This is a genomic window from Stenotrophomonas maltophilia group sp. RY12688 (assembly GCF_052149045.1).
Lineage (GTDB): Bacteria > Pseudomonadota > Gammaproteobacteria > Xanthomonadales > Xanthomonadaceae > Stenotrophomonas > Stenotrophomonas sepilia.
The window spans coordinates 71,819-93,557 of the sequence record NZ_CP197389.1; the positions used below are offsets into that span (position 1 = coordinate 71,819).

19 protein-coding genes are annotated in these 21,739 nt (G+C 69.3%); 8 read left to right on the forward strand and 11 right to left on the reverse strand.

Features of this window, described 5'->3' with window-relative positions; translation table 11 throughout:
• Positions 1 to 96 precede the first annotated feature (96 nt).
• Positions 97 to 486, reverse strand: coding sequence for an I78 family peptidase inhibitor (locus ACS0OT_RS00300; RefSeq protein ID WP_032954733.1), 390 nt, complete (start codon positions 484 to 486; stop codon positions 97 to 99).
• A gap of 111 nt (positions 487 to 597) precedes the next feature.
• On the opposite strand from ACS0OT_RS00300, the gene ACS0OT_RS00305 reads away from it, so the two are divergent.
• Entirely contained in the window at positions 598 to 1,656 is a 1,059-nt protein-coding gene (locus tag ACS0OT_RS00305; RefSeq protein ID WP_164093485.1) for a DNA topoisomerase IB, read from the forward strand.
• Here ACS0OT_RS00305 and ACS0OT_RS00310 read toward each other — a convergent pair.
• Positions 1,644 to 1,952 carry a hypothetical protein gene (locus tag ACS0OT_RS00310; protein WP_139726565.1) on the reverse strand — a complete coding sequence of 103 codons (309 nt, stop codon included), beginning with the start codon at positions 1,950 to 1,952 and terminating at the stop codon, positions 1,644 to 1,646. The two genes, ACS0OT_RS00305 and ACS0OT_RS00310, sit on opposite strands and share 13 nt — an antisense overlap.
• Positions 1,953 to 2,148: 196 nt before the next feature.
• On the opposite strand from ACS0OT_RS00310, the gene ACS0OT_RS00315 reads away from it, so the two are divergent.
• The 3 genes from ACS0OT_RS00315 to ACS0OT_RS00325 all read left to right on the forward strand — a co-directional run bounded on the left by ACS0OT_RS00315 (position 2,149) and on the right by ACS0OT_RS00325 (position 5,604).
• Positions 2,149 to 3,255, forward strand: a complete 1,107-nt coding sequence (locus ACS0OT_RS00315) for an SDR family oxidoreductase (protein WP_139726566.1) — start codon at positions 2,149 to 2,151, stop codon at positions 3,253 to 3,255.
• A 117-nt stretch (positions 3,256 to 3,372) separates the two neighbouring features.
• Positions 3,373 to 4,788 (forward strand): XVIPCD domain-containing protein, encoded by a 1,416-nt coding sequence (locus ACS0OT_RS00320; protein ID WP_442255975.1) that lies wholly within the window; start codon positions 3,373 to 3,375, stop codon positions 4,786 to 4,788.
• A gap of 3 nt (positions 4,789 to 4,791) precedes the next feature.
• Positions 4,792 to 5,604 (forward strand): hypothetical protein, encoded by an 813-nt coding sequence (locus ACS0OT_RS00325; protein ID WP_134956120.1) that lies wholly within the window; start codon positions 4,792 to 4,794, stop codon positions 5,602 to 5,604.
• On the opposite strand, the gene ACS0OT_RS00330 is transcribed toward ACS0OT_RS00325, so the two are convergent.
• Entirely contained in the window at positions 5,563 to 6,660 is a 1,098-nt protein-coding gene (locus tag ACS0OT_RS00330) for a serine hydrolase domain-containing protein (RefSeq protein WP_005421041.1), read from the reverse strand. The two genes, ACS0OT_RS00325 and ACS0OT_RS00330, sit on opposite strands and share 42 nt — an antisense overlap.
• A gap of 188 nt (positions 6,661 to 6,848) precedes the next feature.
• Between ACS0OT_RS00330 and ACS0OT_RS00335 the strand changes: the two genes are divergently transcribed.
• On the forward strand, positions 6,849 to 7,235 hold the full coding sequence (locus ACS0OT_RS00335) for a BlaI/MecI/CopY family transcriptional regulator (protein WP_005421039.1): 387 nt from the start codon (positions 6,849 to 6,851) through the stop codon (positions 7,233 to 7,235).
• A gap of 3 nt (positions 7,236 to 7,238) precedes the next feature.
• A complete protein-coding gene (locus ACS0OT_RS00340) occupies positions 7,239 to 9,230 on the forward strand; it encodes a M56 family metallopeptidase (RefSeq protein WP_442255977.1) in 1,992 nt (663 codons plus the stop codon).
• A 67-nt stretch (positions 9,231 to 9,297) separates the two neighbouring features.
• On the opposite strand, the gene ACS0OT_RS00345 is transcribed toward ACS0OT_RS00340, so the two are convergent.
• The 3 genes from ACS0OT_RS00345 to ACS0OT_RS00355 all read right to left on the reverse strand — a co-directional run bounded on the left by ACS0OT_RS00345 (position 9,298) and on the right by ACS0OT_RS00355 (position 13,199).
• On the reverse strand, positions 9,298 to 9,612 hold the full coding sequence (locus ACS0OT_RS00345; RefSeq protein ID WP_072167401.1) for an I78 family peptidase inhibitor: 315 nt from the start codon (positions 9,610 to 9,612) through the stop codon (positions 9,298 to 9,300).
• 78 nt (positions 9,613 to 9,690) lie between these two features.
• On the reverse strand, positions 9,691 to 10,713 hold the full coding sequence (locus ACS0OT_RS00350; protein ID WP_088496777.1) for a ribonuclease H-like domain-containing protein: 1,023 nt from the start codon (positions 10,711 to 10,713) through the stop codon (positions 9,691 to 9,693).
• Positions 10,710 to 13,199, reverse strand: coding sequence for a DEAD/DEAH box helicase (locus ACS0OT_RS00355; RefSeq protein WP_442255979.1), 2,490 nt, complete (start codon positions 13,197 to 13,199; stop codon positions 10,710 to 10,712). The genes ACS0OT_RS00350 and ACS0OT_RS00355 overlap by 4 nt, the downstream gene beginning before the upstream one ends.
• A gap of 210 nt (positions 13,200 to 13,409) precedes the next feature.
• Between ACS0OT_RS00355 and ACS0OT_RS00360 the strand changes: the two genes are divergently transcribed.
• Both ACS0OT_RS00360 and ACS0OT_RS00365 read left to right on the forward strand, forming a co-directional pair.
• Positions 13,410 to 13,928 (forward strand): hypothetical protein, encoded by a 519-nt coding sequence (locus tag ACS0OT_RS00360; RefSeq protein ID WP_061479909.1) that lies wholly within the window; start codon positions 13,410 to 13,412, stop codon positions 13,926 to 13,928.
• Between the two features lie 40 nt (positions 13,929 to 13,968).
• Positions 13,969 to 14,643 carry a hypothetical protein gene (locus ACS0OT_RS00365; RefSeq protein WP_065178684.1) on the forward strand — a complete coding sequence of 225 codons (675 nt, stop codon included), beginning with the start codon at positions 13,969 to 13,971 and terminating at the stop codon, positions 14,641 to 14,643.
• A gap of 110 nt (positions 14,644 to 14,753) precedes the next feature.
• On the opposite strand, the gene ACS0OT_RS00370 is transcribed toward ACS0OT_RS00365, so the two are convergent.
• From ACS0OT_RS00370 to ACS0OT_RS00390, 5 genes are read right to left on the reverse strand one after another with little or no spacing between them, the layout of a single operon-like run.
• Entirely contained in the window at positions 14,754 to 16,562 is a 1,809-nt protein-coding gene (locus ACS0OT_RS00370; protein ID WP_262220137.1) for a hypothetical protein, read from the reverse strand.
• Entirely contained in the window at positions 16,559 to 18,727 is a 2,169-nt protein-coding gene (locus ACS0OT_RS00375) for a hypothetical protein (RefSeq protein ID WP_164230198.1), read from the reverse strand. Before ACS0OT_RS00375 ends, ACS0OT_RS00370 begins: the two co-directional genes overlap by 4 nt.
• Positions 18,724 to 19,845, reverse strand: coding sequence for a BatA domain-containing protein (locus ACS0OT_RS00380; RefSeq protein ID WP_164093490.1), 1,122 nt, complete (start codon positions 19,843 to 19,845; stop codon positions 18,724 to 18,726). Before ACS0OT_RS00380 ends, ACS0OT_RS00375 begins: the two co-directional genes overlap by 4 nt.
• Positions 19,842 to 20,738, reverse strand: coding sequence for a DUF58 domain-containing protein (locus ACS0OT_RS00385; RefSeq protein ID WP_139726573.1), 897 nt, complete (start codon positions 20,736 to 20,738; stop codon positions 19,842 to 19,844). The genes ACS0OT_RS00380 and ACS0OT_RS00385 overlap by 4 nt, the downstream gene beginning before the upstream one ends.
• A gap of 7 nt (positions 20,739 to 20,745) precedes the next feature.
• Positions 20,746 to 21,729 (reverse strand): AAA family ATPase, encoded by a 984-nt coding sequence (locus ACS0OT_RS00390; protein ID WP_442255981.1) that lies wholly within the window; start codon positions 21,727 to 21,729, stop codon positions 20,746 to 20,748.
• Positions 21,730 to 21,739 lie beyond the last annotated feature (10 nt).

The following is a 21,739-nucleotide window of genomic DNA, read 5'->3' on the forward strand; positions in this document are numbered from 1 at the left end:
ATGCCTCGACTAGATCACAGGTTGCTGCAGCGCCGCAATACACGGTTGCAGGTGCAACAGAACGCGCCGGCATCCCGTGCCGGCGCGCGGTCGGGCTCAGCCGCAGCGCACGCCGCTGACCAGGCCCTTGTCGTCCACTTCGATGTTCAGGCGGTCGCCGAGGAACTCCATGGTGGCGACGTCATTGGGCTTCATGACGCGCAGCTGGTGGGCACCGGCATCTTCCTGCGCCTGCTTGCCCAGCGCGTCGGCGTAGGCCTGGCCGACCAGGCTCTGCACCTGGCTGGCATCGCAGGTGCCGACCGGCGGTGCCTCGGTGGCCTTGCCGGTTTCGTCGGCCGGTGCCTTGGCGGCTTCGGCCGCCTGCTGGGCATGGGCAGTGGCCGAATCCTGTTCATCCAGCGCCGGAGCCTGGCAGGCGGTCAGGGCCAGCACGGCCGGCAGCAGCAGGGCGGAGAGCGAACGGGCGCGAATCGGGAACGACATCATGACTCCGGAAGGGATTGTGAAAGCCCGAGCATAGCGGCGAACCGACCCTCACGTGTTTGTCTTCTGTTATCGACAGGTTCGCGGCATCGCGACGGCGACACTGCGGTCATGCCAACCTCCTCTACCCCCGAACGACAGGCCGCGCGCGCGGCCGGCCTGCGCTATGTCGATGACACCCAGCCAGGCATCAGCCGGCGTCGCGCCGGCAAGGGCTTCAGTTACCGCGATGCCGATGGCCACGCGGTTCGCGATGCCGCCACCCTGCAGCGCATCCGTGCGCTGGCGATTCCACCTGCGTATACCGCCGTGTGGATCTGCGCCCACGCCAATGGCCACCTGCAGGCCACCGGCCGCGATGCGCGTGGACGCAAGCAGTATCGCTACCATGCCGATTGGGCGAAGGAGCGCGATGCCGGCAAGTTCGACCGCATCATCGCCTTTGGCGAGGCATTGCCCACGCTGCGGCGGCGGCTGTCGCGCGATCTGAAGCAGCCCGGCTTCCCGCGCGACAAGGTGCTTGCGGTGGTGGTGGCCCTGCTGGCCGACACCCTGATGCGGGTGGGCAACAAAAGCTATGCACAGGAAAACAAATCCTACGGGCTGACAACGCTGCGCAACCGCCACCTGGACCTGCTGCGCGGTGGTCGCGTGCGCATGCGCTTCCGGGGCAAATCCGGGCAGTTGCACGAGGTGGTGGTGGGCGATCGGCGGCTGGGCACGCTGGTGCGCGGCATCCAGCAGCTGCCCGGGCAGGCGCTGTTCCAGTACCGCGACGACGAAGGCGCGCTGCAGCCGGTGGATTCCGGCGCGGTGAACGACTACCTGCGCGAGGTGATGGGCGAAGACTTCACCGCCAAGGACTTCCGCACCTGGGGCGGCACGCTGGCGGCGGTACAGGCATTGGCCGCCACCGAACTGCCGGAACCGGCCAGCCAGCGCGCGCTGGCCAAGGCGCAGCGCGAAGTGGTCTGCCAAGTGGCGGCACGGCTGGGCAACACGCCGGCCGTGTGCCGCAAGGCCTACATCGACCCGTGCGTGTTTGCCGGCTGGGAGCGCGGTGAGCTGGCCTCGCTGGCCGGCCTGCGCGGCCCGCGGCAGTGGGAGCAGGCCACCCTGAAAGTGCTGCGCCGGGCGCGGCGGCTCAGTCGCAGTCGTCAGCCGCAGTAGATCGCAACGATGTTGTTGGTCCGGCCCTTCTCGATGATCAGGCGGTCGCCGCCTTCGCTGGCCGGCGGCACCCTCGGGCCGTCGTGGCGCAGGACCCGCACGTGCAGGCTGTCGCTGTCCACGCGTGCGCGGGCCACAGTGGCGTCCGAGGCGGCCAGGCCCACCGCGCCGCGCACCCTGTCGCTATGGCACTGGCCGGAAATCACACCGTCGATCGGCTGCACCTGGGCCATCGGTGTGCTGCTGCAGGCGGCAAGGGCAAAGCAGGCGGCGGCGGTGGCGATGGCATGTTTCATGGAGGCACTCCTGGTGTGATTGCGTGCAGGGTGCGACGTCAGACGTGGTGGCGGAATGAATGCCGTGCACATCGTGGACACGGCGCGCTCACCGCCGCCAACAGCGTGGGTGGAGACACTGCAGGAGCGGCATGGGCCGCCCCCCGGTAGTGCCGGCCGCTGGCCGGCAGCCCCTTTCCCTCCCGAGGAGACCTGCATGGCCACCACCAGCAAGACCCCCGCCCGCCGTAAGGCATCGCCGAAAGTGCGCAAAGGCAGCACCCCGACCAAGACGGTCGCCGACCCTGATCGCCCGCGCGTGGTGAAGACCGCAACCCGCAAGGCAGCCGCCAGTGATCCACGGGCGGCACGCGTCGCTGCACGGCAGCGGCGCCTGCAGGACCAGGAGAAGGCCAAGGACGCCCGCGCGGCCAAGAAGGCAACGAAGAAGACCGCCACCCAGGCCGGCGCACGCCGGCAGCCGGAGGCGATGCCGGCACAGCAGCTGGCCAAGCCCGGGCACGAGCACGAACTGGAGCTGGCGCCCCGTTTCCTTGCGCCCGACTACAAGGGCAGCGGCAAGCTGCAGGGCATGCGTGCGATCGTCACCGGTGGCGACTCAGGCATTGGCCGTGCGGTGGCAGTGTTGTTCGCGCGCGAAGGTGCGGATGTGGCGGTACTGCACCTGGACGAGGCCGAAGACGCGGACATCACCCGCCAGCACGTGGAACGCGAAGGCGGCCGCTGCGTGGTGATCGCCGGCGATGTGCGCGATCCGCGTTTCTGCAACAAGGCCGTCAAGCAGGTGGCCAAGGCGTTCGGCGGCATCGACATCCTGGTCAACAACGCCGCGTTCCAACTGCACTGCGAGCGCCTGGAAGATCTGGAGGATGCGCACCTGCAGGAAACCCTGCAGACCAACATCGGCGGTTACATCCAGATGGCGCGTGCGGTACTGCCGCATCTGGGCGAAGGCGCCAGCATCATCAACACCGGCTCGGAAACGGGGATCTTCGGCAGCAAGGCGCTGATCGACTACTCGGCCACCAAGGGCGCGATCCATGCGTTCACCAAGGCGCTGGCCAGCCAGCTGCTGCCGCGCGGCATCCGCGTGAACTGCGTGGCGCCGGGGCCGGTATGGACGCCGCTGAACCCCGCCGACAAGCAGGCCGAAGACGTGGCGGAGTTTGGCAAGGACAGCGACATGGGCCGGCCTGCACAGCCTGAAGAGCTGTCACCGGCGTATGTGTTCCTGGCCTCTCCGGCCTGTGCCAGTTACATCAGTGGGGTGATCCTGCCGGTGATGGGCGGGCCACGGGGCTGAGTGATGGCGTGATCTGCCTGAATGCGGCGTGGCGGCGAAGGTGTGCGGTGCGTCAAAAAGCCCCAGCAGGTGGCTGGGGTAGGCTGACTCCGTACTGATCACGTCCAAGGAACGACCATGCCCGAGATGGATATCGATGCGGCGGCCAACGAAGTCGTCGCCCTGCTGCGACAGAACGACGCGCGCGCTGCAGCCGCCCGCCTGAACGCCCTGCACGACGGGCAGAGCGCCGTGGTGCAGGAAGCGCTGGATCGCTACGTGTCGGTGCGCGCCGCCACCGAGCTTGAGACATTGCGGCGCAGCGGAGGTGTTGCCGCAGCTGATGCGACGACGGTGAACCCGATGCTGGACCGTCTGAGCAACGCGGAGCGTCCACCACGGATGCCCGACGCGGCTGAGACCGCAGGCCTGAGCCAGGCCCAGCATTACGACGTTTATGGCAGCATCGTGGCCCAGCGCGGCAACACCGCGGCGAATGACGCGATGGCGACGCAGGACCGCGTGGTGCTGGGGCTGCGCGACGAGAACCGCACCACCGAGGCACGTGGGCGTGGGGTCTACGACGACCGCATCGTAGTGCTGTGGAAGGATGCGCAGGGCCAAGGCCATGTGCGCGAGTTCAACCAGGCCACGACCGAGCCGACCGCCCAGTACGACGGTCATGCCAAGACCACGCCGCGCAGCCCGGGCTTCGGCAATGTGGCGCCACGCACCAAGACCGAGGGTGAGGATGTCAACGGCGACCGGGTCAAGGACCTCGGACGCCTGGGCGAAGGCACTACGGAGATGCGCGCGACTACTCATCCACGCAATGGCCATCCCGATGAGTTCGCGCTGCGTCCTTCGCAGGATGCAATCACGGCGGGCACCGGACGGGTGGAGCGCGACAGCAATGGCGACGGCTGGTTCGATGCGCGCGATACCCAGGGCGTGCAGGACCTCAACGACACCTTCAAGATCCATCGCGGCAGCCGGTCCAACACCGATTCGGCCGGCTGCCAGACCATCGGCGGCGGCGAGTACGACGACTTCGTGTCGACGGTGCGCGGCACGCCTGGGCAGAACCGCTGGCAGTACGTGCTGACCTCGGTTGCACCCGGCCAGGCGCGCGAGCTGGGGCAGGATGTGCCGCTCGCGGCCAACGACGATCCCCGTCAGCCGCAGCATCGCGACCATGCCCTGCAGCAGCAGATCAGCACCCGCCTGCACGCCCTGGGTGGACGCTACGCCGAGCATGCCGACGACTACAGTCTGGTGATGCTGCGCGAAGCGAAGGCCGCGGGCATCACCCGGGTCGACCAGATCGTGGCCAGCAATCCCAGTGCTGGACGTGCGGCGGGCGAAACACTGTTCCTGGTGCAGGGCAGTCCGGGCGATCCTGCGGCGCTGCGCGCAGGGGTCAATGCAGCCGAGGTGCGCGACACCGCGGTGGAATCCAGCCTGCGCCAGCTGCAGCAGCAATCGCGCGAACAGGCGGCACCCGTGGCCGCGCCTGCACAAACGCAGGAAGCGCCGGCGATGGGAGGGCGTTGAGCGATGATCCGATCACACCTGAGTCTGACCGTTTCGTTGATGCTGCTGCTGGCCTGCAGCGCCTGCGCGCCCGCTGGAGAGCGCGTCGCACCGGTAGCGCCTGCCGCCAGCTCACCGGCGAAACCGGAGGCCTTGCCTTTGCAGACCCTGCCCGCTGATCGCGGATTGCCCGCACTGCCGGAAGCCTCTGGCAGCGCCCACCCCGGCGGCCGCTACGAAGCACTGCCGGAACCGGCCAGGCAGGTGCTGGCGCAGTTGAAGTGCAAGGTGGAGGGCGCCAGCAAGGTGCAGGTGCTTTCCATTCCAGCGCAGGGTGGCCAGCAGGACTTCATGGTTACCGACAGCAGCGGGCCGCGTTTCCGCTACTGGATGCGGTCGTTCTCCGGCAGTGGCGGTATCACCGGCTATCTGGTGCAGCTGCAGGGCTGCCCGGCAACCACCACGGGCATGCGCGCCTACATCGCAGAGGGAGCCGCACCGCTGCAGGATGTCACCGCATCCATCCTGGCGCAGGCCGGGTTGCCCGATGCGGCGACCATGACGGCCTACGAGGACAAGGGCGCGGGCGATCTGTTCGCCTTCATCGGCGTGCTGGACAAAGTGCCCGTGCTGCGTTGGGTGGCCGAAGCCGACCCCGAACAGCCACTGACCGCCGATGCACGCAGCTTCGACCATGGCAATGCCATGCACGGCGGTTTCCTGCGCTGGAACCAGGATCACTTTGAAGTGTCCAGGACCGTGCCGGCCGGGTTATGGCCCTGCGATGACAGCCCGCTATTGCCGTGCCAGGGCGACCCGTTCGTGACCGGGCGTTGAGGCATCGCGCGCATAGAAATCGGCAATGCGTGGAATGAACTGCTGTGGATTGGCACCGACAAGATTGGTCAGTACCACCACCGCCACGCCGCGCTCGGGATAGACCACGAAGGCCGAGCGCGCACCGCCGATACCGGCCACCTGAAGGTCGGGCGATGCGTGCAACACCGGCCAGCCACCCGCCCACGGGCCGGCACGGCCATCCGCCAGGCGCTCTACGCTCCACATCCGCCGCAGGGCCGTCTCCGGCAGCAGGCGGCCTTCGGTCAGCGCGACCAGCCAGCGCGCGGTGTCGTCGGCGGTGGTGAGGATGCCGCCACCCGCCCACAGCGAAGGCGGTATGTCGTAGAACCAATGCGACAGGCGGGACGGCGCATCTACATCGTCGGTGGCACGCGGGGCCAGGCTGTACATCGTCGCAGCATCCGGAATCAGGTCGTAGCTGTCGCCGAAGGTGGTGCGGGCCATCCGCGCGCTGCTGAACTGGCCGGTGGCGAGGAAACGTTCGTAGGGCATGCCGGATTGCTGCGCGATGATCCGTGCCAGCAATACGTAGTTGGTCTGGTTGTAGGCGAAGCGCTGCCCAGGCGCCGCTTCCAGCGGTCGAGCTGTCACCGCCGCCCATGCCTGTGCTTCGGAACCTCCGCCCAGCAGCCCGTTCGCATCAAGGATGTCCGGAAGGCCGGAGGTATGCGCCAGCAGCTGGTGTACGCGTACGTCTCTCCACGCTGGCGGAAGATCACCCAGATATCGCGAGGCCGGCGCGTCCAGATCCAGCTGCCCTTGCTGAGCCAGCTGTGCGGCAGCCACGCCGGTAAACGCCTTGGTGGCCGAATTGAGCGGGAAGCGGGTGTCCCGCGAGGCAAGCACGCCGTTCTCGACGTTGGCCAGGCCGTAGGCTTCGGAGAGCACGATCTGCCCGTCCTTGACCACCGCGACCTGCAGCCCGGGGATGCGCTGCTCCAGCATGATCTGGCGGATCAGGCGGCGGGTCTGGTCGTTGGCCTGGTCCTGGCTGGCAGAGACGGCGGCGAAGGGCAGGGCACTGATGAGCATGAGCACGACTCGGAGCGTTGGGCGGAACATGCGGAATTCCAGCGGGCGTTGCGAATCGGATGCAGACAGCGCGTCGAAGGTTTAAGCGCTCGGTGCCCTACCGTTCGTCGGCCCGTGACTTCCGGGGGGTTGACTACAGCTGTCGTCAAGCTGACAGTGGCGACACGTGTAGTCAAGGGAGTGGTATCATGCGCGGCAAGACCATCGGGGACCAGGAACTGGCCCTGCTGCAGTACATCGATGAACATGCGCCGGCCAGTGTCGGCGAGGTCGCCAGTGGCTACGGCGAGGCCCGCGGGCTGGCCCGCTCCACTGTGCTGACGATGATGGAGCGCCTGCGGGCGAAGGGGTATCTTCAGCGCCGGCAACAGGACGGTATCTACCGCTACCAGGCCACCCGCGGCCCGCAGAGCGTGCTGCAGGGCGCGGTGGCGCAGTTTGTCGACAACACCCTGCAGGGCTCGGTGTCGCCGTTCGTGGCCTATCTGTCGCAGCGGCAGAAGGTCAGCGACAACGAACTGGCCGAACTGGAAGCGCTGGTCGCCCAACTCCAATCGCGTCGCCACGAGGGCTGAGCCATGGACACCACGATGCTGATCCCGATGCTGGAACGCCTGGGCTGGACCAGCCTGCAGACCGTGCTGCTGGTAGCCCTGGTATATGGCGTGTGCCGCGCGCTGCCGTCACTGTCGGCGGCGACCCGCTGCCGCCTGTGGTGGCTGGTATCGCTGCAGGCCGTGCTTGGCCTGTTCTGGAGCCAGCCGCTGCAGCTGGCCTGGCTGCCCGCACCGCAGGCGGTGGCGATGACCGCAACCGATGCGGCTGCCGACGTGGTCTATCCGCTGGCCCCGGAAGCCTCGGCGCAGCTGCTGGCGACGATGCCGATGCCTGCAGCAGACACGCCAGCAGTGGCGTGGTGGGCCATCGCACTGGCCGGCCTGTGGATGTCCGGCGTGCTGTTGACGGCCCTGCGCACCCTCGGTGAGTGGCGTCGCTGTCGCGCGCTGCTGGCAGCGGCCTATCCCTGCGAGGACCAGGCGTTGGTGCAGGCCCTGCAGTTGGCTTCCGATGCACATGGTGTGCGGCCTGCGCCGCGGTTGTGGATGAGCACGCAGGTGGACGCACCGCAGCTGGTCGGTCCGTTCCGCCCGGTGCTGCTGTTGCCGGCTGGCGAGAACGCCCTGCAGGGCGACGCGCTCGACCTGGCCCTGACCCACGAACTGCAGCACCTGCAGCGGCGGGACCTGCAGTGGGGCCTGCTGCCTGCGCTGGCCCAGCACCTGTTCTTCTTCCATCCGCTGCTGCGCCTGTCGGTGCGTGAATATGCACAAGCGCGCGAAGAAGCGGTGGACGCAGCGGTGGTGGGCCAGCACGCTGCCAGCCGCCAGGCCTATGGCCGTCTGTTGCTGCAGCTGGGGGTGGCACCGCAGCCGCACCTGGGCGTGGCCAGTGCCGCACCGGATGCCACCAGCCTCAAGCGTCGCCTGCTCTCGCTGCAGCCGCGCCGGGCCTGCCCCCGCATCCTGGCGATGGCGCTGACTGCTGTGGTGGTGGTGGTGGGCGTGGCGCCGATGCGACTGGTCGCAGCGCCGGTGCCGCCGGCACCGCCCGCGCCACCGGCGGCACCCAAGGTCGTGGCGCCAGCACCGCCGAAGGCTCCCAAGGCTCCGGCCGCACCGCCATCCGCCGCGGGCGTGCCGGCGGCCCCGGCCGCGTCTGCAGCACCGGCCACGCCGGCCGAACCCGCTGACGCGACCGGGCCCGACGATGCCGATGTGGCCGATGTCGACGATGCCACGGGCATGGCCGAAGACGATGAAGGCACGACGTCGGCCGCCACCTCCATCACCACCTACGGTCGCCTCGACCTGGGCAGGTCGCCCCGGGAGGCCTTCGTTCTGGTTGATGGTGATTCGACCTTCGCCAACGGCGGCATGGACGACGTGACGGTGGCCCGCAGGCAGCTCGGCAAGGGCCCGGCGTTGTGGTTCCGCCAGGGTGACAAGCGCTACGTGGTGCGTGACCCGATGCTGATCCAGAGCCTGCAGCGTGCCTACGGCGGTGCCGTAGAGCTGGGCCGCCAGCAGAGCGAACTGGGCCGCCAGCAAAGCGTGCTGGGTCGCCAGCAGGGCGAACTCGGCAGGCAGCTGGGTGAAATGGGCCGCCTGCAGGGCGAGCAATCGCGCCGCATTGCACTGATCGCCGCCGAGGCCGCGCGCAGTGCGATGGCCGCGCATGACATCAACCGCGAGGCGGCGGCGGAAGCGGCAAAGGCGGCGCGGGGCGCGACCTACGATGTGGCCGTTGCCCGCGAGGCGGCACGTGAGGCCGCCGCACAGGCACGTCGTGCGATGCAGGACGTGGACAACGAAACCGCGCGCGCCAGCGACACCCGCGAGATGCAGCGCCTGGCCAGCCAGCAGTCTGAACTGGCCAGCCGCCAGGCTGCGCTGGGCAGCCAGCAGGCCGCGTTGGGCGAGCGCCAGGCACGCGTGCATGCCCAGGCGTCGCAGCAGGCGCAGCAGGTGATCGCGCGCGCCCTGGCCAGTGGCAAGGCCGAGCGACTCTGATCGGTAGTACCGGCCGCTGGCCGGCAATGTGGGGTGCCGGCCAGCGGCCGGCACTGCCCTGGGGCGATCAACCGCAGCTGGCGCGCTCGATCCGGTTCTGCGCATCCACCTGCACCGTCACTCGGTCCTGGCGGAAGTCCATGGTCACCGCCATGCCCGGCTTGACCACCCGTGCACCGCGCGCGCCGCTGGCGGCCACCAGCTTCTTGATGGTGGCTTCGTCAGCCGTCTTGCCGGTGAAGGCCTCGAGCGCCTCCGGCTTGCATTCGTGCGCGGCGTCGGCCACGGGCGCCGGCGTGGGATCGTGGGCGGTGCTGCCGCCGGCGTGACTGCAGGCGGCCAAGGGCAGGATGGCGAGCAGGACAAGGGGACTGGGACGCATCGTCGGGCTCCAGGCGTGGATGGTGGTGGCAGTGTCACCGCTGCCACCGTCAGGGCATGTCAACGCGGCCCCGTGTCATTACTGCCCGACCAGCGCCAGTGTCTCGCGCTCGCGCTGTTCCTCGCGCACCAGCCGCTGCAGCAGCAGGGCCAGGGTCACCACGTCCTGGTGATTGTGGTCGGCCACCCGGCGCAGGTTCACCGCGTCGCCGCCTCGCAGGAAGCGCAACCACGCACCGGGTGCCTCCGAGCCCGGCAGATCGTCCTCGCGCACCACGCGCAGCAGCTGGCGTTCGATGGTGGACAGCTTGCAGTTCTCCCACGTGCCGCGATAGCGGCGGCGGGTGGGGTAGAGCAGGTCGACATGGTCCAGCGCGCTGATCGGGTCGCGTCGCCGGGCAAGCCGGTAACGCGCTTTCAGCAGCGGTGCGTCATAGCTGCGGCCGTTGTAGCTGCAGAACACGGTGGACGGTTGCAGCCAGCCGGCGAAGGTGGCCAGCATCGCGTCCTCGGCGGCCATGGTGGCCATCAGCAGCTGGCGGATGCGCAGGCCTTCGCCACGCCGCGGGCACACATGCCAGTCCGCAGCGCCGATCATGAAGGCGCGGGTGCCGGTGCCGCCGGCCAGGCCGGTGGTTTCGGTATCGAAGAACAGCAGGTCACGCGCAGCCACGTGCTCGCCGTCGCGACGGGCGAAATCAAGCGACAGCGGTTGTGCCGGGATCGCCTGCGGCTGCAGCGATTCGATCAGGAACAGGCCCGGTGCGATCTCCTCACCTGGCAACTGACGGTCCTGTGCGCTGGCGCGAGCAGGAGCGGCGCCGCCGCGCGTGCGCAGGCCGAGCAGGCGATGCAGGCTGCCCACTTCGGGCCGACGCAGTGCGGGCTGCGCCGTGGCAGATGCCGCAGCGCCGGTCGGCTTGTGGCGGATCTCCTGCTCGACCCAGGCGAACACCGAACGCTCGGCCGGTGGTTGCCGCGCATCGTTGGCGGCCATGGGTGCCGGTGGCGCAGGGGGCACGTCCGGCACGGCCGGTGTGCTCGCCTTCGGGTCGCCGGCCTGCCTGCGCAGCAGGCGCAGCTTGTCCAGGCTCAGGCTCACGGTGCCAGCAGCTCCATCGGATCGCGCGTGGTCACCACCACGTCGGGTACGTGCCGGCAGGCCTCGGCGTCGAACAGGTCGAGCACGCGCAATGCCAGCGCACGTGGCGAGGTTTCATCCTCTTCCTGTGCAGCCAGCACCGGGCCGACGCAGGCCGGGCAGCCGGCCTTGCAGTCGCAGCGTTGCACCAGTTCGCGCGCGCGCTGCACCAGTTCGGCCTGGCGCTGCCACAGCGGTTCGCTGAGGCCGACGCCGCCGGGGAAGTTGTCGTACAGGTACACGGTGGGCACGAACTCCTGCAGCAGCTCCACCCCACCGGGATCGCCCTCGCTGCCGCGCAGCTGGCCGCGGCCGCTCTGGTCGGCGATCGCGAACCAGGAACCATTGCCGTTGCCCACCGACTTCTGCAGGTCGCGCGCATCGGCCATCACCGCCACGGTGGCGACGATGTGCAGCGCATACGCCGCACCGAGGAAGCCATCGAGCGCATCCTGCCTGCTGGCGAACGCGCGCAGCAGCAGTGCCTGCGGCAGCTGCCACCACACTGCGGTGGTGTGCAGTTCCTGGTCGGGCAGGTTCACCGGGCCGTAGCCGATGTTCTCGTGGGTGTAGTAGCGGATCTTCTTGTAGCCGGCCACGCGCCGCACCACGTGCACTTCGCCATGGTGCGAATCGCCCCGGCCGGCCACGCCGCCATCGAAACGGTCAAGCACCTTGAGCTTGGTGAAGTCGATGCTGTCGGTGTAGTAGTCCACGTGGGTGCGGGTGACGTAGGCCTTGCGCCCCTCCCAGTCCAGCGTCTCCACCTGGTACGGCGTGGACTGCACCATGTGGATGGCGCCCTCGTACAGGGTGAGCGCGGCGGCGGAGTAATCGACCTCGGCGATGATCTGCTGGCGGCCATCGCTGCGGTCGACCACCACGAAGTTGCCGTCGGCCACCGCACGCAGGCTGACCGCGTTGGCCGGATAGCTGTCGGCGATCCATTCCCAGCGCTCGCCTTCGCGGTGGATGACTTCGGTTTCGGCCAGCGCTTCCAGGAATACCTCCGGATCGATCGGGCCGAAGCCATCGCCGACCCGGAACGGCAGTTCAAAGGCCGCGCAGCGGATATGGTCGAACAGGATCAGCGGCTGGTCTGGCGCAATGCGCGCATGTTCGGGCGAGGCTTCGGCGAAGAAGTCCGGGTGCCGCACCACGTACTGGTCCAGCGGCTGCGAACTGGCCACCATCACGCCGAGTGCGGGTTGCTGGCGGCGACCGGCACGACCGAAACGCTGCCAGGTGGCGGCCACGCTGCCGGGGTAGCCATTGAGGATGACCACGTCCAGGCTGCCGATATCCACGCCCAGTTCCAGCGCCGAGGTGCTGACGATGCCGTCGATGTTGCCGGCACGCATCGCACGCTCGGTCTCGCGGCGTTCGGTGGGCAGATAACCGCCGCGGTAGGCGCGGATGCGGGGCGGCTTGCGCGGGTCGTGGTCGAAGATGTCCTTCAGGTACTTGGTCAGCACCTCGACCATCAACCGGGTCTGCGCGAACACCAGGGTCTTCAGCCCGGACTTGATCGCGATGCGGGCGATGCGGTTGCTCTGCGAGCGCGCCGAGGCACGCAGGCCCAGGTCGGGGTTGATCACCGGCGGGTTCCACAGCAGCACCTGCTTCGGCCCGGTGGGCGCGCCGGATTCGGTGACGGCGGTGACCGGTGCCTCGATCAACGCCTCGGCATGTGCCTGCGGGTTGCCGATGGTGGCCGAGCACAGGATGAACTGCGGTTGCACGCCATAGAACGCGCAGATGCGCTTGAGCCGGCGCAGCACGTTGGTGACGTGGCTGCCGAACACGCCGCGATAGGTGTGCACCTCGTCGATGACGATGTAGCGCAGGTTCTCGAAGAACTGTGCCCACTTGGTGTGATGCGGCAGGATGGCCTGGTGCAGCATGTCCGGGTTGGACACCACGATGTCGCCATGCAGGCGGATCGCCTGGCGCGCATCGCCGGGGGTGTCGCCGTCGAAGGTGAAGGCCTTGACGCCGAGATCGCCGGCACGATTGAGTTCCAGCAGCTCGGCCACCTGGTCCTGGGCCAGTGCTTTGGTCGGGAACAGGTACAGCGCCTTGGCCTTGTCCTGCATGGCCGCGCTGACCACCGGCAGGGTGTAGCACAGCGACTTGCCGCTGGCGGTGGGGGTGACGATGGCTACGTGCTCGCCGCGCTGGCTGGCCTCCCAGGCTTCGGCCTGGTGGCTGTAGAGCTGCTCGATGCCACGTGCCTTCAGTGCAGCGGCCAGCGCCGGTGGTACCGAGTCGGGAATGGGCGCGTAGCGGCCTTCACGGCCGGGAATGGCGAAGCTGCCGGTGATGCGGTCCTGGTAGCGGCGCTGCAGGCGCGCGCTGAGCAGAGCGCCGTCGCGGGCGGGCAGGCCATCGCGGGTGGCGAGCTTCTGCTCGGCATCGGCGGTGCGCTTGGCGAGTTCGTAGGCCATGGAAGAGGAAGCGGGGACGGATTGCGAGGGGTCACATGGCACCACATCCATGTCTCAGGATGTGAGACACCACACACGGAGACGTGAACCGTTCAGTGCTCGCGTCCCGTGGTGTGGCCGCATCTCCCTTGGCTGAACAGCGGCCAGTGCAGCAACGAAATCTGAAGCCGGCATCCGTATGCTTGGGCGCTGGACGCAACCAAAGGGTGGATGGCTGTGGCACGACGTGGAACGCAGGGAGCACTCCTGGCCGGCATGCTGCTGACCGGCATCGTACAGGCGCAACAGGCTGCGCCGGTGGCGGTGCCCGATCCTGCACCCGTTCCCCCTGAAGATGCGCCGCCTGCCCCCACCGCACCGATCTCCACCACCTTGCCGCAGGACAACGTCACCACCCTCGGCGAAGTGCGTGCGCTCAAGCCCGATGACGAGCCGCTGGACCTGTACCGCTTCAAGAACCCGGTGAAGTTCGGCGATAACCGTTTCAGCCGCGACTGGAGCGAACCGCCATCGCCGGAGCAGGTCAGCATGGGCGGTGGCTACATCATGATGGGCGTGGTCAAGGGTGTGCTGGCGGCAGCCAAAGGCATCAACAAACTCACCGGGGGTCCCGACCAGATCCAGGCGGCCGTGGCGCGGCCACCGCCAGAGCTCAGTGCCGAACAGCAGCAGCGCGCGCTGCGGTTCTCACAGGAGCAGGATGCCGGCGACACAGCGCCAGTGAAGTAGGCCGGTATATCCTGCGGGCTCCCCCACCGGTAATGCTGTCATGTCCCTGCGTTCATTCTGCCTGCTGGCCGCGTTGCTGCCGGCCTCCGCGTTCGCGTCCGATATCGCCGATGGCGGCGCCTGCCGCAATGGCGCGTTCCCCTCCCAACAGAGCCGGTTCGCGCTGGCGCGGGTGGTCGATGCACCGCGCCTGTACCTGCTCGGCGACATGGAGGGCTGCCCCGCCAAGGGCGAACCGGCCTGCCGCCAGCGCAGCTATGTGGTCAGCGGCGATACGGTGGTGACCGGTCGCGACCTGGGCCGCTACCGCTGCGCGTTCTTCCCCAACAAGGTGGGCGGCAGCGCCGGCTGGGTCGACCGCAGCAAGCTGCAGCCGTTGCCGGTGGCCGTGCCCACGCTGCAGGACTGGACGGGCCACTGGAAAGATGGCGACAACGGCCTGCGCATCACCGTGCAGGGGGGGCAACTGCACGTGGATGGCGACGCCTACTGGCCCTCCGCCAACCCCACGCCGGAACAGCGCCCGTATGGGCCGAACCTGGGCCAGGTGGAAGCGCGTGCCACACCGCAGGGTGCCGATGTCGAGTTCGCCGAGGATACGTGCCGGGTGCGTGTGCACTCGCTGGGTGAGGTGCTGATCGTGGCCGACAACAGCGAATGCGGTGGCATGAACGTGCGCTTCAATGGCGTGTATCGGCGCGCGGGAACGCGTTGAAGGACGCATGAGGGTGGGGCTGGTAGATCCACGCCATGCGTGGATGCCGTTCGCGATCCGATCGGTGGGGTCAGAACCCTTTCGCTGGCGAAAGGGTTCTGACCCCAGGATCAGCGCCGTCGCTCCAGCCACCACAGCAGCGATGCGCACAGCACGAACGCCAGCCACCACGGCCAGCGCGATCCCGGCACGGGTTGCATCAGCGACGCGGTTGCCGGGGAGCTGCCCGCCAGCGCCTGCGTGGTTGCATCGATCATTGCCTGCTGATGCAGCGCGGGCGCGTCCTTCGGGTCGAATGCATAGCGCCAGAGGGTAGCGTCGCCGTGCTGCAGGCGCTGCCAGCCCGCCTCGCGCGGCCACCAGCCCGCGCAGCGCAGGTCTGACGTCGCGCCATCGACGATCAGCGGCGTGCCTTCGCCGCGTGCGTTGAAGGCCAGCAGCGGCGCCTGCACGCCGCATAGCGCCTGCCGTTCGCCCGCCCAGCTGATCGGCTGTGGCGACCACAACGCCTCAGCGCTGCCCTGCGCCCGCGCCAGCGTGGCAACCACGCCGCTCCACAGTTCGCCGTGGCGGTCATCGCGGCCGGCAAGTACCCAGCGCCAGCTGTCGGTGATGGGCAGCAGGCCGATGCGGCCTTTGCCGGTAGCGCGCCAGCCACCGACAGCCTTGCCAATGCGATCGTGCAGCAGCGCGTTGCTGCCAGGTACCTGCAGCGCCAGTGCTTCCAGTGTGGGCAGCGCGGCGTCGTGCGAACTGCGGTCTGCCTCTTCGCCGTAGCCGGTCGGCAGCGTACCCGCGGCGAGCGGGCCACGTCGTGCGGCGAGGACCGCGCTCTCGCCGTCGCCGGGAAGTTCGAGGACCTGGCTGCTGCCATCACCCCGCAGCGGCAGGCCCAGATCGTGCAGGCGTTGGCGCGCGCTGGCCGAAGGGGCGCCCGCACTGCGTACCAGCACGCCCAGTCCTTCGCGCAGCGCCTGCCGCACAGCGGCCAGCTGGGCGGCATTCAATGCCGCCAGGCTGCGCTCGTCCAGCAGCAGCAGATCGCTGCGCGCCAGCGACGCCGCGTCCAGCGGCAAGGCCCCGTCGCCAACGCTCAGGCCGGCCCCGGTATCGGCCTGCACCTGCACGCGGATGCCGGCATCGGCTGCCCAGCGGCGCAGGTACTTCAGTTCGGGGCCCGGCGCGCTGGCACGCACCTGCAGGCGCAACGGCGCCGCCGGCAGGGTCTGCTGCGGCACCGGTGCGCTGTCCACCACATGGCCGTCGGCATCGAGCAGGCGCAGCTGGAATACGCTGCGGCCTTCGGCGCGGGTGATGCCACTCAACTGAACGTGGCCGTCTTCGGCAACATTCGCGCGATCGACCACGCTGCCGGCCGGGTCGAGCAGTTCCGCCTTTGCCCTGGCAACGCCACGCGCCTGTGCCTGTACCTCGAAGCGTGCGCCGGGCGCGGCGTCGGCCGGTGGCTGCAAGGCGACCCAGCCGCGCGGCGGTGCTGTCGGCTGCCAACGTACGTCGCGTGGCAGTACTGCGTCGCGGTCACGCGCGGCCAGGCCCGCACCGACCAGCGTCAGCGTGGAGGCTGGATGCTGGCGCAGCGCGGTGGCCAGGTCGGGTACGCGCTGTGCGCCGGGCACATCGGCAGCTTCGGGCAACAGCAACAGTGGGCCTTCGCTGGCCGGGAGTGCGCCAGCCCGGTCGGCATCGATTCCCAGCACGACCAACCCGCCTGCGGGCTGCTGGCGATTGAGGGGTACGAGGCAGACATACAGCAGCATGGCAGCGGCGATCTGCAGCGCAATGCCGATCCAGCGGCGACCTCGGTGCGCTGTGCTTCCACGCAACTGGCGCACGCTGGCGATGACCACGACCACAGCAAGTGCCAGCGCAATCCACAGGTTCGGGCTGGAGGGGGTCATGGCTGCGCCTCCAGCGCATCGAGGTAGCGCTGGCCCATCGCATCGGCCGCACTGCGCCGCATCGCCTGTGGCAGTGGACGTTGCAGTGCCCGCCACAGCTGTGCGCGCAGGCGCAGGCGGCAGTCGTGGCAACCGGGCTCGATGCGCAGCTGCTCGATGGCGGCGGCCAGATCCAGTGCATCGGGCAGGTAGGCGGCATTGTGCTGCTGCCAGGCAGCGAGTGCATTGAGGTCGGGCACGCTGGTGTCATCACCGAGGCGCTGCCAGGCTTCAACGATGGCCCGGTCGGGCGGGGTTCGGGCGGCCAACGGCAGTTCACGACTGGCCAGTCCGGCGCGATCACCGCCGAGGCGACGGCCTTCATCGATCGGTGGTAGCTCTGGCCCGACCCGCGCCAGATAGATGCGTTCGGCCTGCTGCACCTGCTTGATGAAACCCAGCGCCTTGTAGGCAAACGGCAACGCCTGCTCTGGCCGGCCCTGGCGCAGCTCGCCTTCGGCCGACCACATCTGGTCCAGCGCGGCCTTCAGCGTGGCCCGGGTCTGCGGGTCGAGCAGGGTCGCGGCCTCGGCATGGTCATGGGTGTGGCCGTATTCGGAGAGCACATCGGTGGCGCTGCCGAACACCGGTGGCGAATCGGCATTGGACGCCTTGCCGCCGTGATCGTGGCCATGCTCATCGTGTGCCCCGGCCTCGGTGCCATGGTCGTGCTCGTGCTCGGTGTCGTGGCTGCCTGCAGCTGGCGCATCGCTGGTGGGCAGGTCGCTGGTCGGCGGCGGCTTCGGTGCGCCTTCGCTTTCCTCACCCAGGAACTGGCCGTAGCGCAGGCGCAGGATGCGCTGGTCGACACCGATCGCATCGCTGCGCTTCACGAAGTCCTCGGCAGTGAGGCTGCGTCGCTGCCGGATCAGCGCTTCGGCATCGATGATGATCTGCCGCTGGCTGCGGAAGTAGGCCGGCAGCGTCTTCTTGATGCGGCCTTCCAGTTCGGCACCGAGTGCAACCTCGGCGCTGGGCAGGCGCAGGATCACGCTGCTGCTGCGCCCAGCCTGCGGTGTTGGCGCGTGGTTGTCGCGTACTTCCAGCTGGGCGATGACATCGCTGCCGGGCTGCGCGCCCAGCGCAGCCAGGTCGAGGGTGTACGCGAAACGCCGTGCAGTCGCTTCGCCGCTGCCGGTGAGGCCGACACTGCGGCGAACGAAGGTGATGTTCTCGCCGCTGCCCTGGGTAATGGTGATCGACAGCGTTGCCTGCGTGGCCACGGCGTAGTCATCGCTGGCTTCGAAGCGCAACGACCACTGGCGTTGCCCGGGCGTGCCCAGCACCAGGGTCGCGGCGGGCTCCAGCACGCGCACGCTGGGCGCACGATCAGCGACCACATCCAGGCGATGCAGGTGGGTTTGGGCCAGTGCAGGTTCGCTCACCACGCGGTACAGCACAGGCACGCGCGCCACATCCTGCGCCAGCCACTGCCCATCCTGCTCGCTCAGCGGCAGCCGGCGGCCGTCGTGGAACTGAAGCCATGCCTTGTCCGGCGCGCGATCGAAGCGCAACGACCACGACAGCCGGCTGTCCGCGGCGACCTTGGCATCCAACGCGTTCTGGGTGCGCGTGGCTTGGCCGGTATAGGCCGGCGCGTCGATCCGCAGGCGGGTGGACTGAAGGTGCAGCGGGCCGGCGGCAGCCATGCTGACAGGCGCCGATGTGCGCGCCGGTGCGGAGCCGGGGCCGGAACGTGGCCAGCCGAATGCCAGCGCAGTGATCGCCAGGCCTGCGACCCAGCTCAGGGCCAACGCCCTGCGCGGCCAGCGCGGACGCAGGTCCGGTGTCGCGCGCTCCAGCGTGGCCAGCACATGCGCGCGCTGGCGCTGCTGCAGCGGATTGAGCGTTGCCATATCGGCGAACAGCAGGTCGGCACTGTCCTCGCTGGCACCGCCGGCATCGAGCTGACGCTGCACCCACTGTGGGTCCAGCTGGCGGGCACGTGCCGTGGCGAGCGCTGCGCAGGCGAGCACGCTGACCGTGCCGACCACGCAGGCGATATCGAAGCCCGCCAGGCGCAGCGCCAGCGTCGTCGCGGCCAGCGCCCACGGCAGGCCCAGCAGCAGGGTAACGAGTGCACGGCGACGGCGTGCGCGTTGCCAGGCGTACTGCAGGGTGTTCATGCGGCCCCCCTGCGCCGGCGACTGCTGGCCATCCAGCGCTCCAGCGCGAACAGCAGCACGATGGCCAGCAGCAACCACGTGGTTGGCTCACGCGCTGGGGGCGCTATGGCGGGCAGTGCGGCCCGGCGTGGTGCCTGGTCCTGTGCATCGCCGAGGCGCGGTGACGCTGGCGGTTGCAGCGCCAGCAGCAGGGCACGCGGCAACCGCGGGTCGCGCAGCGCAGCGTTGCCTGAGGCATCCCAGTCGCCCGGCAGTGACAACAGGACGCCGTGGCCGATGCGCTGTTGCCACAGCACTGGTGAGCCGTCGGCGTTGCGCAGCAGGATGCCGGCGTCGCCAGCAGGCTTGCCGGCGCTCACTGCACGACCGCCGTGGCGCAGCCATGCCTGCCAGCTCGCCGGCAGTGCATCGCTGCGGCTCCATACGCCGATCTCGCCGCGTTCGGGCAGGGCATCGGCCGACAGAGGAGCGAGCGGCGCCTGCATGCCCCACGCGCGCTGCAGTGCGTTCACCCAGTGCTGGGCGGCGGCCGGCGCATCGCTGTGCACGCGTAGACGCGGCATCGTCGCGGCACTCGGTTGCGGAGTGGCCGGTATCGGTTGCGGCCGCCACTGCACTTCGCGCGACAGCTGCACGCGGGCGCCATCCAGACCGGGCAGGGGATCGGGAACGTGCACGGTCAACGCGGTGCCGGCGGGCAGCTGTGCATCCAGCTCACGCAACAGGCTGGGCAGCGATGTGCTGGATGCCGGCGGTGCCTGATCGATGCTGGGGAAGCCGGGTGCCAGCCAGTGCCAGTTGCCCTCTTCGGCGGTGCCGCGCAGTGCGGTCGCGTCCAGTCCGGGAGCCACTACCGTCCAGGCAGTGGGGACCGGGGCAGGGCCGACCAACGCAGGGCGCGCCAGCAGCATGGCCAATGCAGCCAGCAGCAACAGGCGCACCAGCAGCAACGGCCAGTCATCGAAACGGATGCGCTGGCGCGGGCGGATCTGTGCACGCAGCCAGCGCAGCGCGGCGAAATCCAGCGGCGTGTACGGATGGCGCCGGGCCAGATGGATCAGCAGCGGCAGCAACCACGCAGCGAGCGCGGCCAGGCCCAACGGGAACAGCAGGGTCATGCACCGCCCCCACGACCGAACAGCACCTGCAGTGGATGATCCAGCGGCTGGTCGAGCCAGCCGGTGGCACTGGCGATGCCGCTGGCCTGCAGGCGCGACTGCAATGCGTTGCGTGCGTCGGCGAAGCGCTGCAGGTAATCGGCGCGGATCGCCGCGCCATCGCCCAGCAGTTCCTCGCCCGTTTCCGGATCGCAGAAGCGATGGCCGGCGTCGAACGGGAAGTCGCGCTCGTCGGCGGTGAGGATCTGCAGCAGTGCCACTTCACGGCGTGCGCTGGCCAGTTGCTCCAGCAGCACGATGCAGGCCGCGTCGAAGCCATCACCCATCGCCAGCAGCAGGTCGCCCGGGCGCACACGCTCCCACAGCGGGCGCAGGCGATCGGCCACGGGCCAGGTGCCGCGCGCATGCAGGGCATGCAGTTGCAGATGCACGCGGTCACGCTGGCGTACGCCGTTCGCTGCGGGCACCAACTGCAGTCCATCGCCATTGATCGCCAGCAGGCCGAAACGGTCGCCCTGCTGCAGCGCCAGTTCCACCACGCAGGCGGCCACGCCGCGCATGTGATCCAGGCGCGTGCGCTGCGGTGCCGCGCGATCGGCCTGGCCGGCCGAGGCGGTGGCATCGAGCAGCAGCCAGACCGTGATCGGGCTTTCGCGTTCGGATTCGCGCACGAAGAAGCGGTCCGAACGCGCGTACAGCTTCCAGTCGATCTGGCGCAGCTCGTCGCCCGGTTCGTAGGCCCGGTACTGGGCGAATTCGAGGCCGGCACCGCGGCTGCGGCTGGCGTGCTGGCCGATGCCACTGGCGCCGCTGGCCAGGCGCGGCCGCAGCCGCAGCAGGCGCAGGCGCGCACGCAGTTCCGGAGGCAAGGTCAGCGGGGTACCGGCGTTCACGCGTGGCTCAACCCGGGAACGGCACGGCCTGCAGCAGGGCGGCGACCACGTCGTCGGCACGCTTCTGCTCGGCCTCGGCGGCGAACGACAGAAGCAGGCGATGGCGCATCACCGGTGCGGCCAGCGCCTGCACGTCCTCGCGGGTGGCGGCGAAGCGGCCCTGCAGCAGTGCGCGCGCTTTTGCCGCGAGCACCAGCGACTGGCCGGCGCGCGGACCGGCGCCCCACTTCACCCATTGGTTGATCGCCGCCGGGGCGCCTTCGCCTGGGCGGCTGGCGCGCACCAGGCGGGTGATCCAGGCCAGCACGTCGGGGCTGACATGCACCTGCCGCACAGCCCCCTGCAGGGCGATCACCGCCTCGGCATCCATCACTTTCGGCACCGCGTCGGTGGTACCGCCGGTGGTCTGTTCCAGGATCCGCCGCTCCTCGTCTTCGCTGGGGTAATCCACCAGCACGTGCAGCAGGAAGCGGTCCAGCTGTGCCTCTGGCAGCGGGTACGTGCCGGCCTGCTCGATCGGGTTCTGCGTGGCCAGCACGAAGAACGGAGCGGGAAGCGCGTAGGTGGTTCCGGCGTAGCTGACGGTGCGTTCCTGCATTGCCTCCAGCAGTGCGGCCTGGGTCTTGGGCGGGGTGCGGTTGAGTTCGTCGGCCAGCAGCAGGTGGGTGAAGATCGGGCCCTGCTGGAAGCGGAAATGGCGATGGCCGGTGCCATGGTCTTCCTCCAGCAGCTCGGTGCCGAGGATGTCACTGGGCATCAGGTCGGGGGTGAACTGCACGCGCCGGAACTGCAGTTCCAATGCCTGGCCGAGCGAGCGTACCAGCAGGGTCTTGCCGAGCCCGGGCGCACCTTCCAGCAGGCAGTGGCCGCCGGCCAGCAGGCCGATCAGCAGCTGCTCGACCACGGTGTGCTGGCCCACCACCGCGCGTGCGAGCGCGGCGCGCAGTTCATCCAGGCGCGGCAGCAGGGAATCGAGGTCGGAGGAATTCATGGGCGTGCAG

Bases quoted from the DNA above. Each gene is read 5' to 3' on its own strand.
- ACS0OT_RS00370 (WP_262220137.1), bottom strand. From the start codon at position 16,562: ATGACCCCCTCCAGCCCGAACCTGTGGATTGCGCTGGCACTTGCTGTG.
- ACS0OT_RS00345 (WP_072167401.1), bottom strand. From the start codon at position 9,612: ATGCGTCCCAGTCCCCTTGTCCTGCTCGCCATCCTGCCCTTGGCCGCC.
- ACS0OT_RS00380 (WP_164093490.1), bottom strand. From the start codon at position 19,845: ATGACCCTGCTGTTCCCGTTGGGCCTGGCCGCGCTCGCTGCGTGGTTG.
- ACS0OT_RS00335 (WP_005421039.1), top strand. From the start codon at position 6,849: ATGCGCGGCAAGACCATCGGGGACCAGGAACTGGCCCTGCTGCAGTAC.
- ACS0OT_RS00315 (WP_139726566.1), top strand. From the start codon at position 2,149: ATGGCCACCACCAGCAAGACCCCCGCCCGCCGTAAGGCATCGCCGAAA.
- ACS0OT_RS00375 (WP_164230198.1), bottom strand. From the start codon at position 18,727: ATGAACACCCTGCAGTACGCCTGGCAACGCGCACGCCGTCGCCGTGCA.
- ACS0OT_RS00305 (WP_164093485.1), top strand. From the start codon at position 598: ATGCCAACCTCCTCTACCCCCGAACGACAGGCCGCGCGCGCGGCCGGC.
- ACS0OT_RS00320 (WP_442255975.1), top strand. From the start codon at position 3,373: ATGCCCGAGATGGATATCGATGCGGCGGCCAACGAAGTCGTCGCCCTG.
- ACS0OT_RS00300 (WP_032954733.1), bottom strand. From the start codon at position 486: ATGTCGTTCCCGATTCGCGCCCGTTCGCTCTCCGCCCTGCTGCTGCCG.
- ACS0OT_RS00365 (WP_065178684.1), top strand. From the start codon at position 13,969: ATGTCCCTGCGTTCATTCTGCCTGCTGGCCGCGTTGCTGCCGGCCTCC.
- ACS0OT_RS00360 (WP_061479909.1), top strand. From the start codon at position 13,410: ATGGCTGTGGCACGACGTGGAACGCAGGGAGCACTCCTGGCCGGCATG.
- ACS0OT_RS00355 (WP_442255979.1), bottom strand. From the start codon at position 13,199: ATGGCCTACGAACTCGCCAAGCGCACCGCCGATGCCGAGCAGAAGCTC.
- ACS0OT_RS00310 (WP_139726565.1), bottom strand. From the start codon at position 1,952: ATGAAACATGCCATCGCCACCGCCGCCGCCTGCTTTGCCCTTGCCGCC.
- ACS0OT_RS00325 (WP_134956120.1), top strand. From the start codon at position 4,792: ATGATCCGATCACACCTGAGTCTGACCGTTTCGTTGATGCTGCTGCTG.
- ACS0OT_RS00330 (WP_005421041.1), bottom strand. From the start codon at position 6,660: ATGCTCATCAGTGCCCTGCCCTTCGCCGCCGTCTCTGCCAGCCAGGAC.
- ACS0OT_RS00340 (WP_442255977.1), top strand. From the start codon at position 7,239: ATGGACACCACGATGCTGATCCCGATGCTGGAACGCCTGGGCTGGACC.
- ACS0OT_RS00390 (WP_442255981.1), bottom strand. From the start codon at position 21,729: ATGAATTCCTCCGACCTCGATTCCCTGCTGCCGCGCCTGGATGAACTG.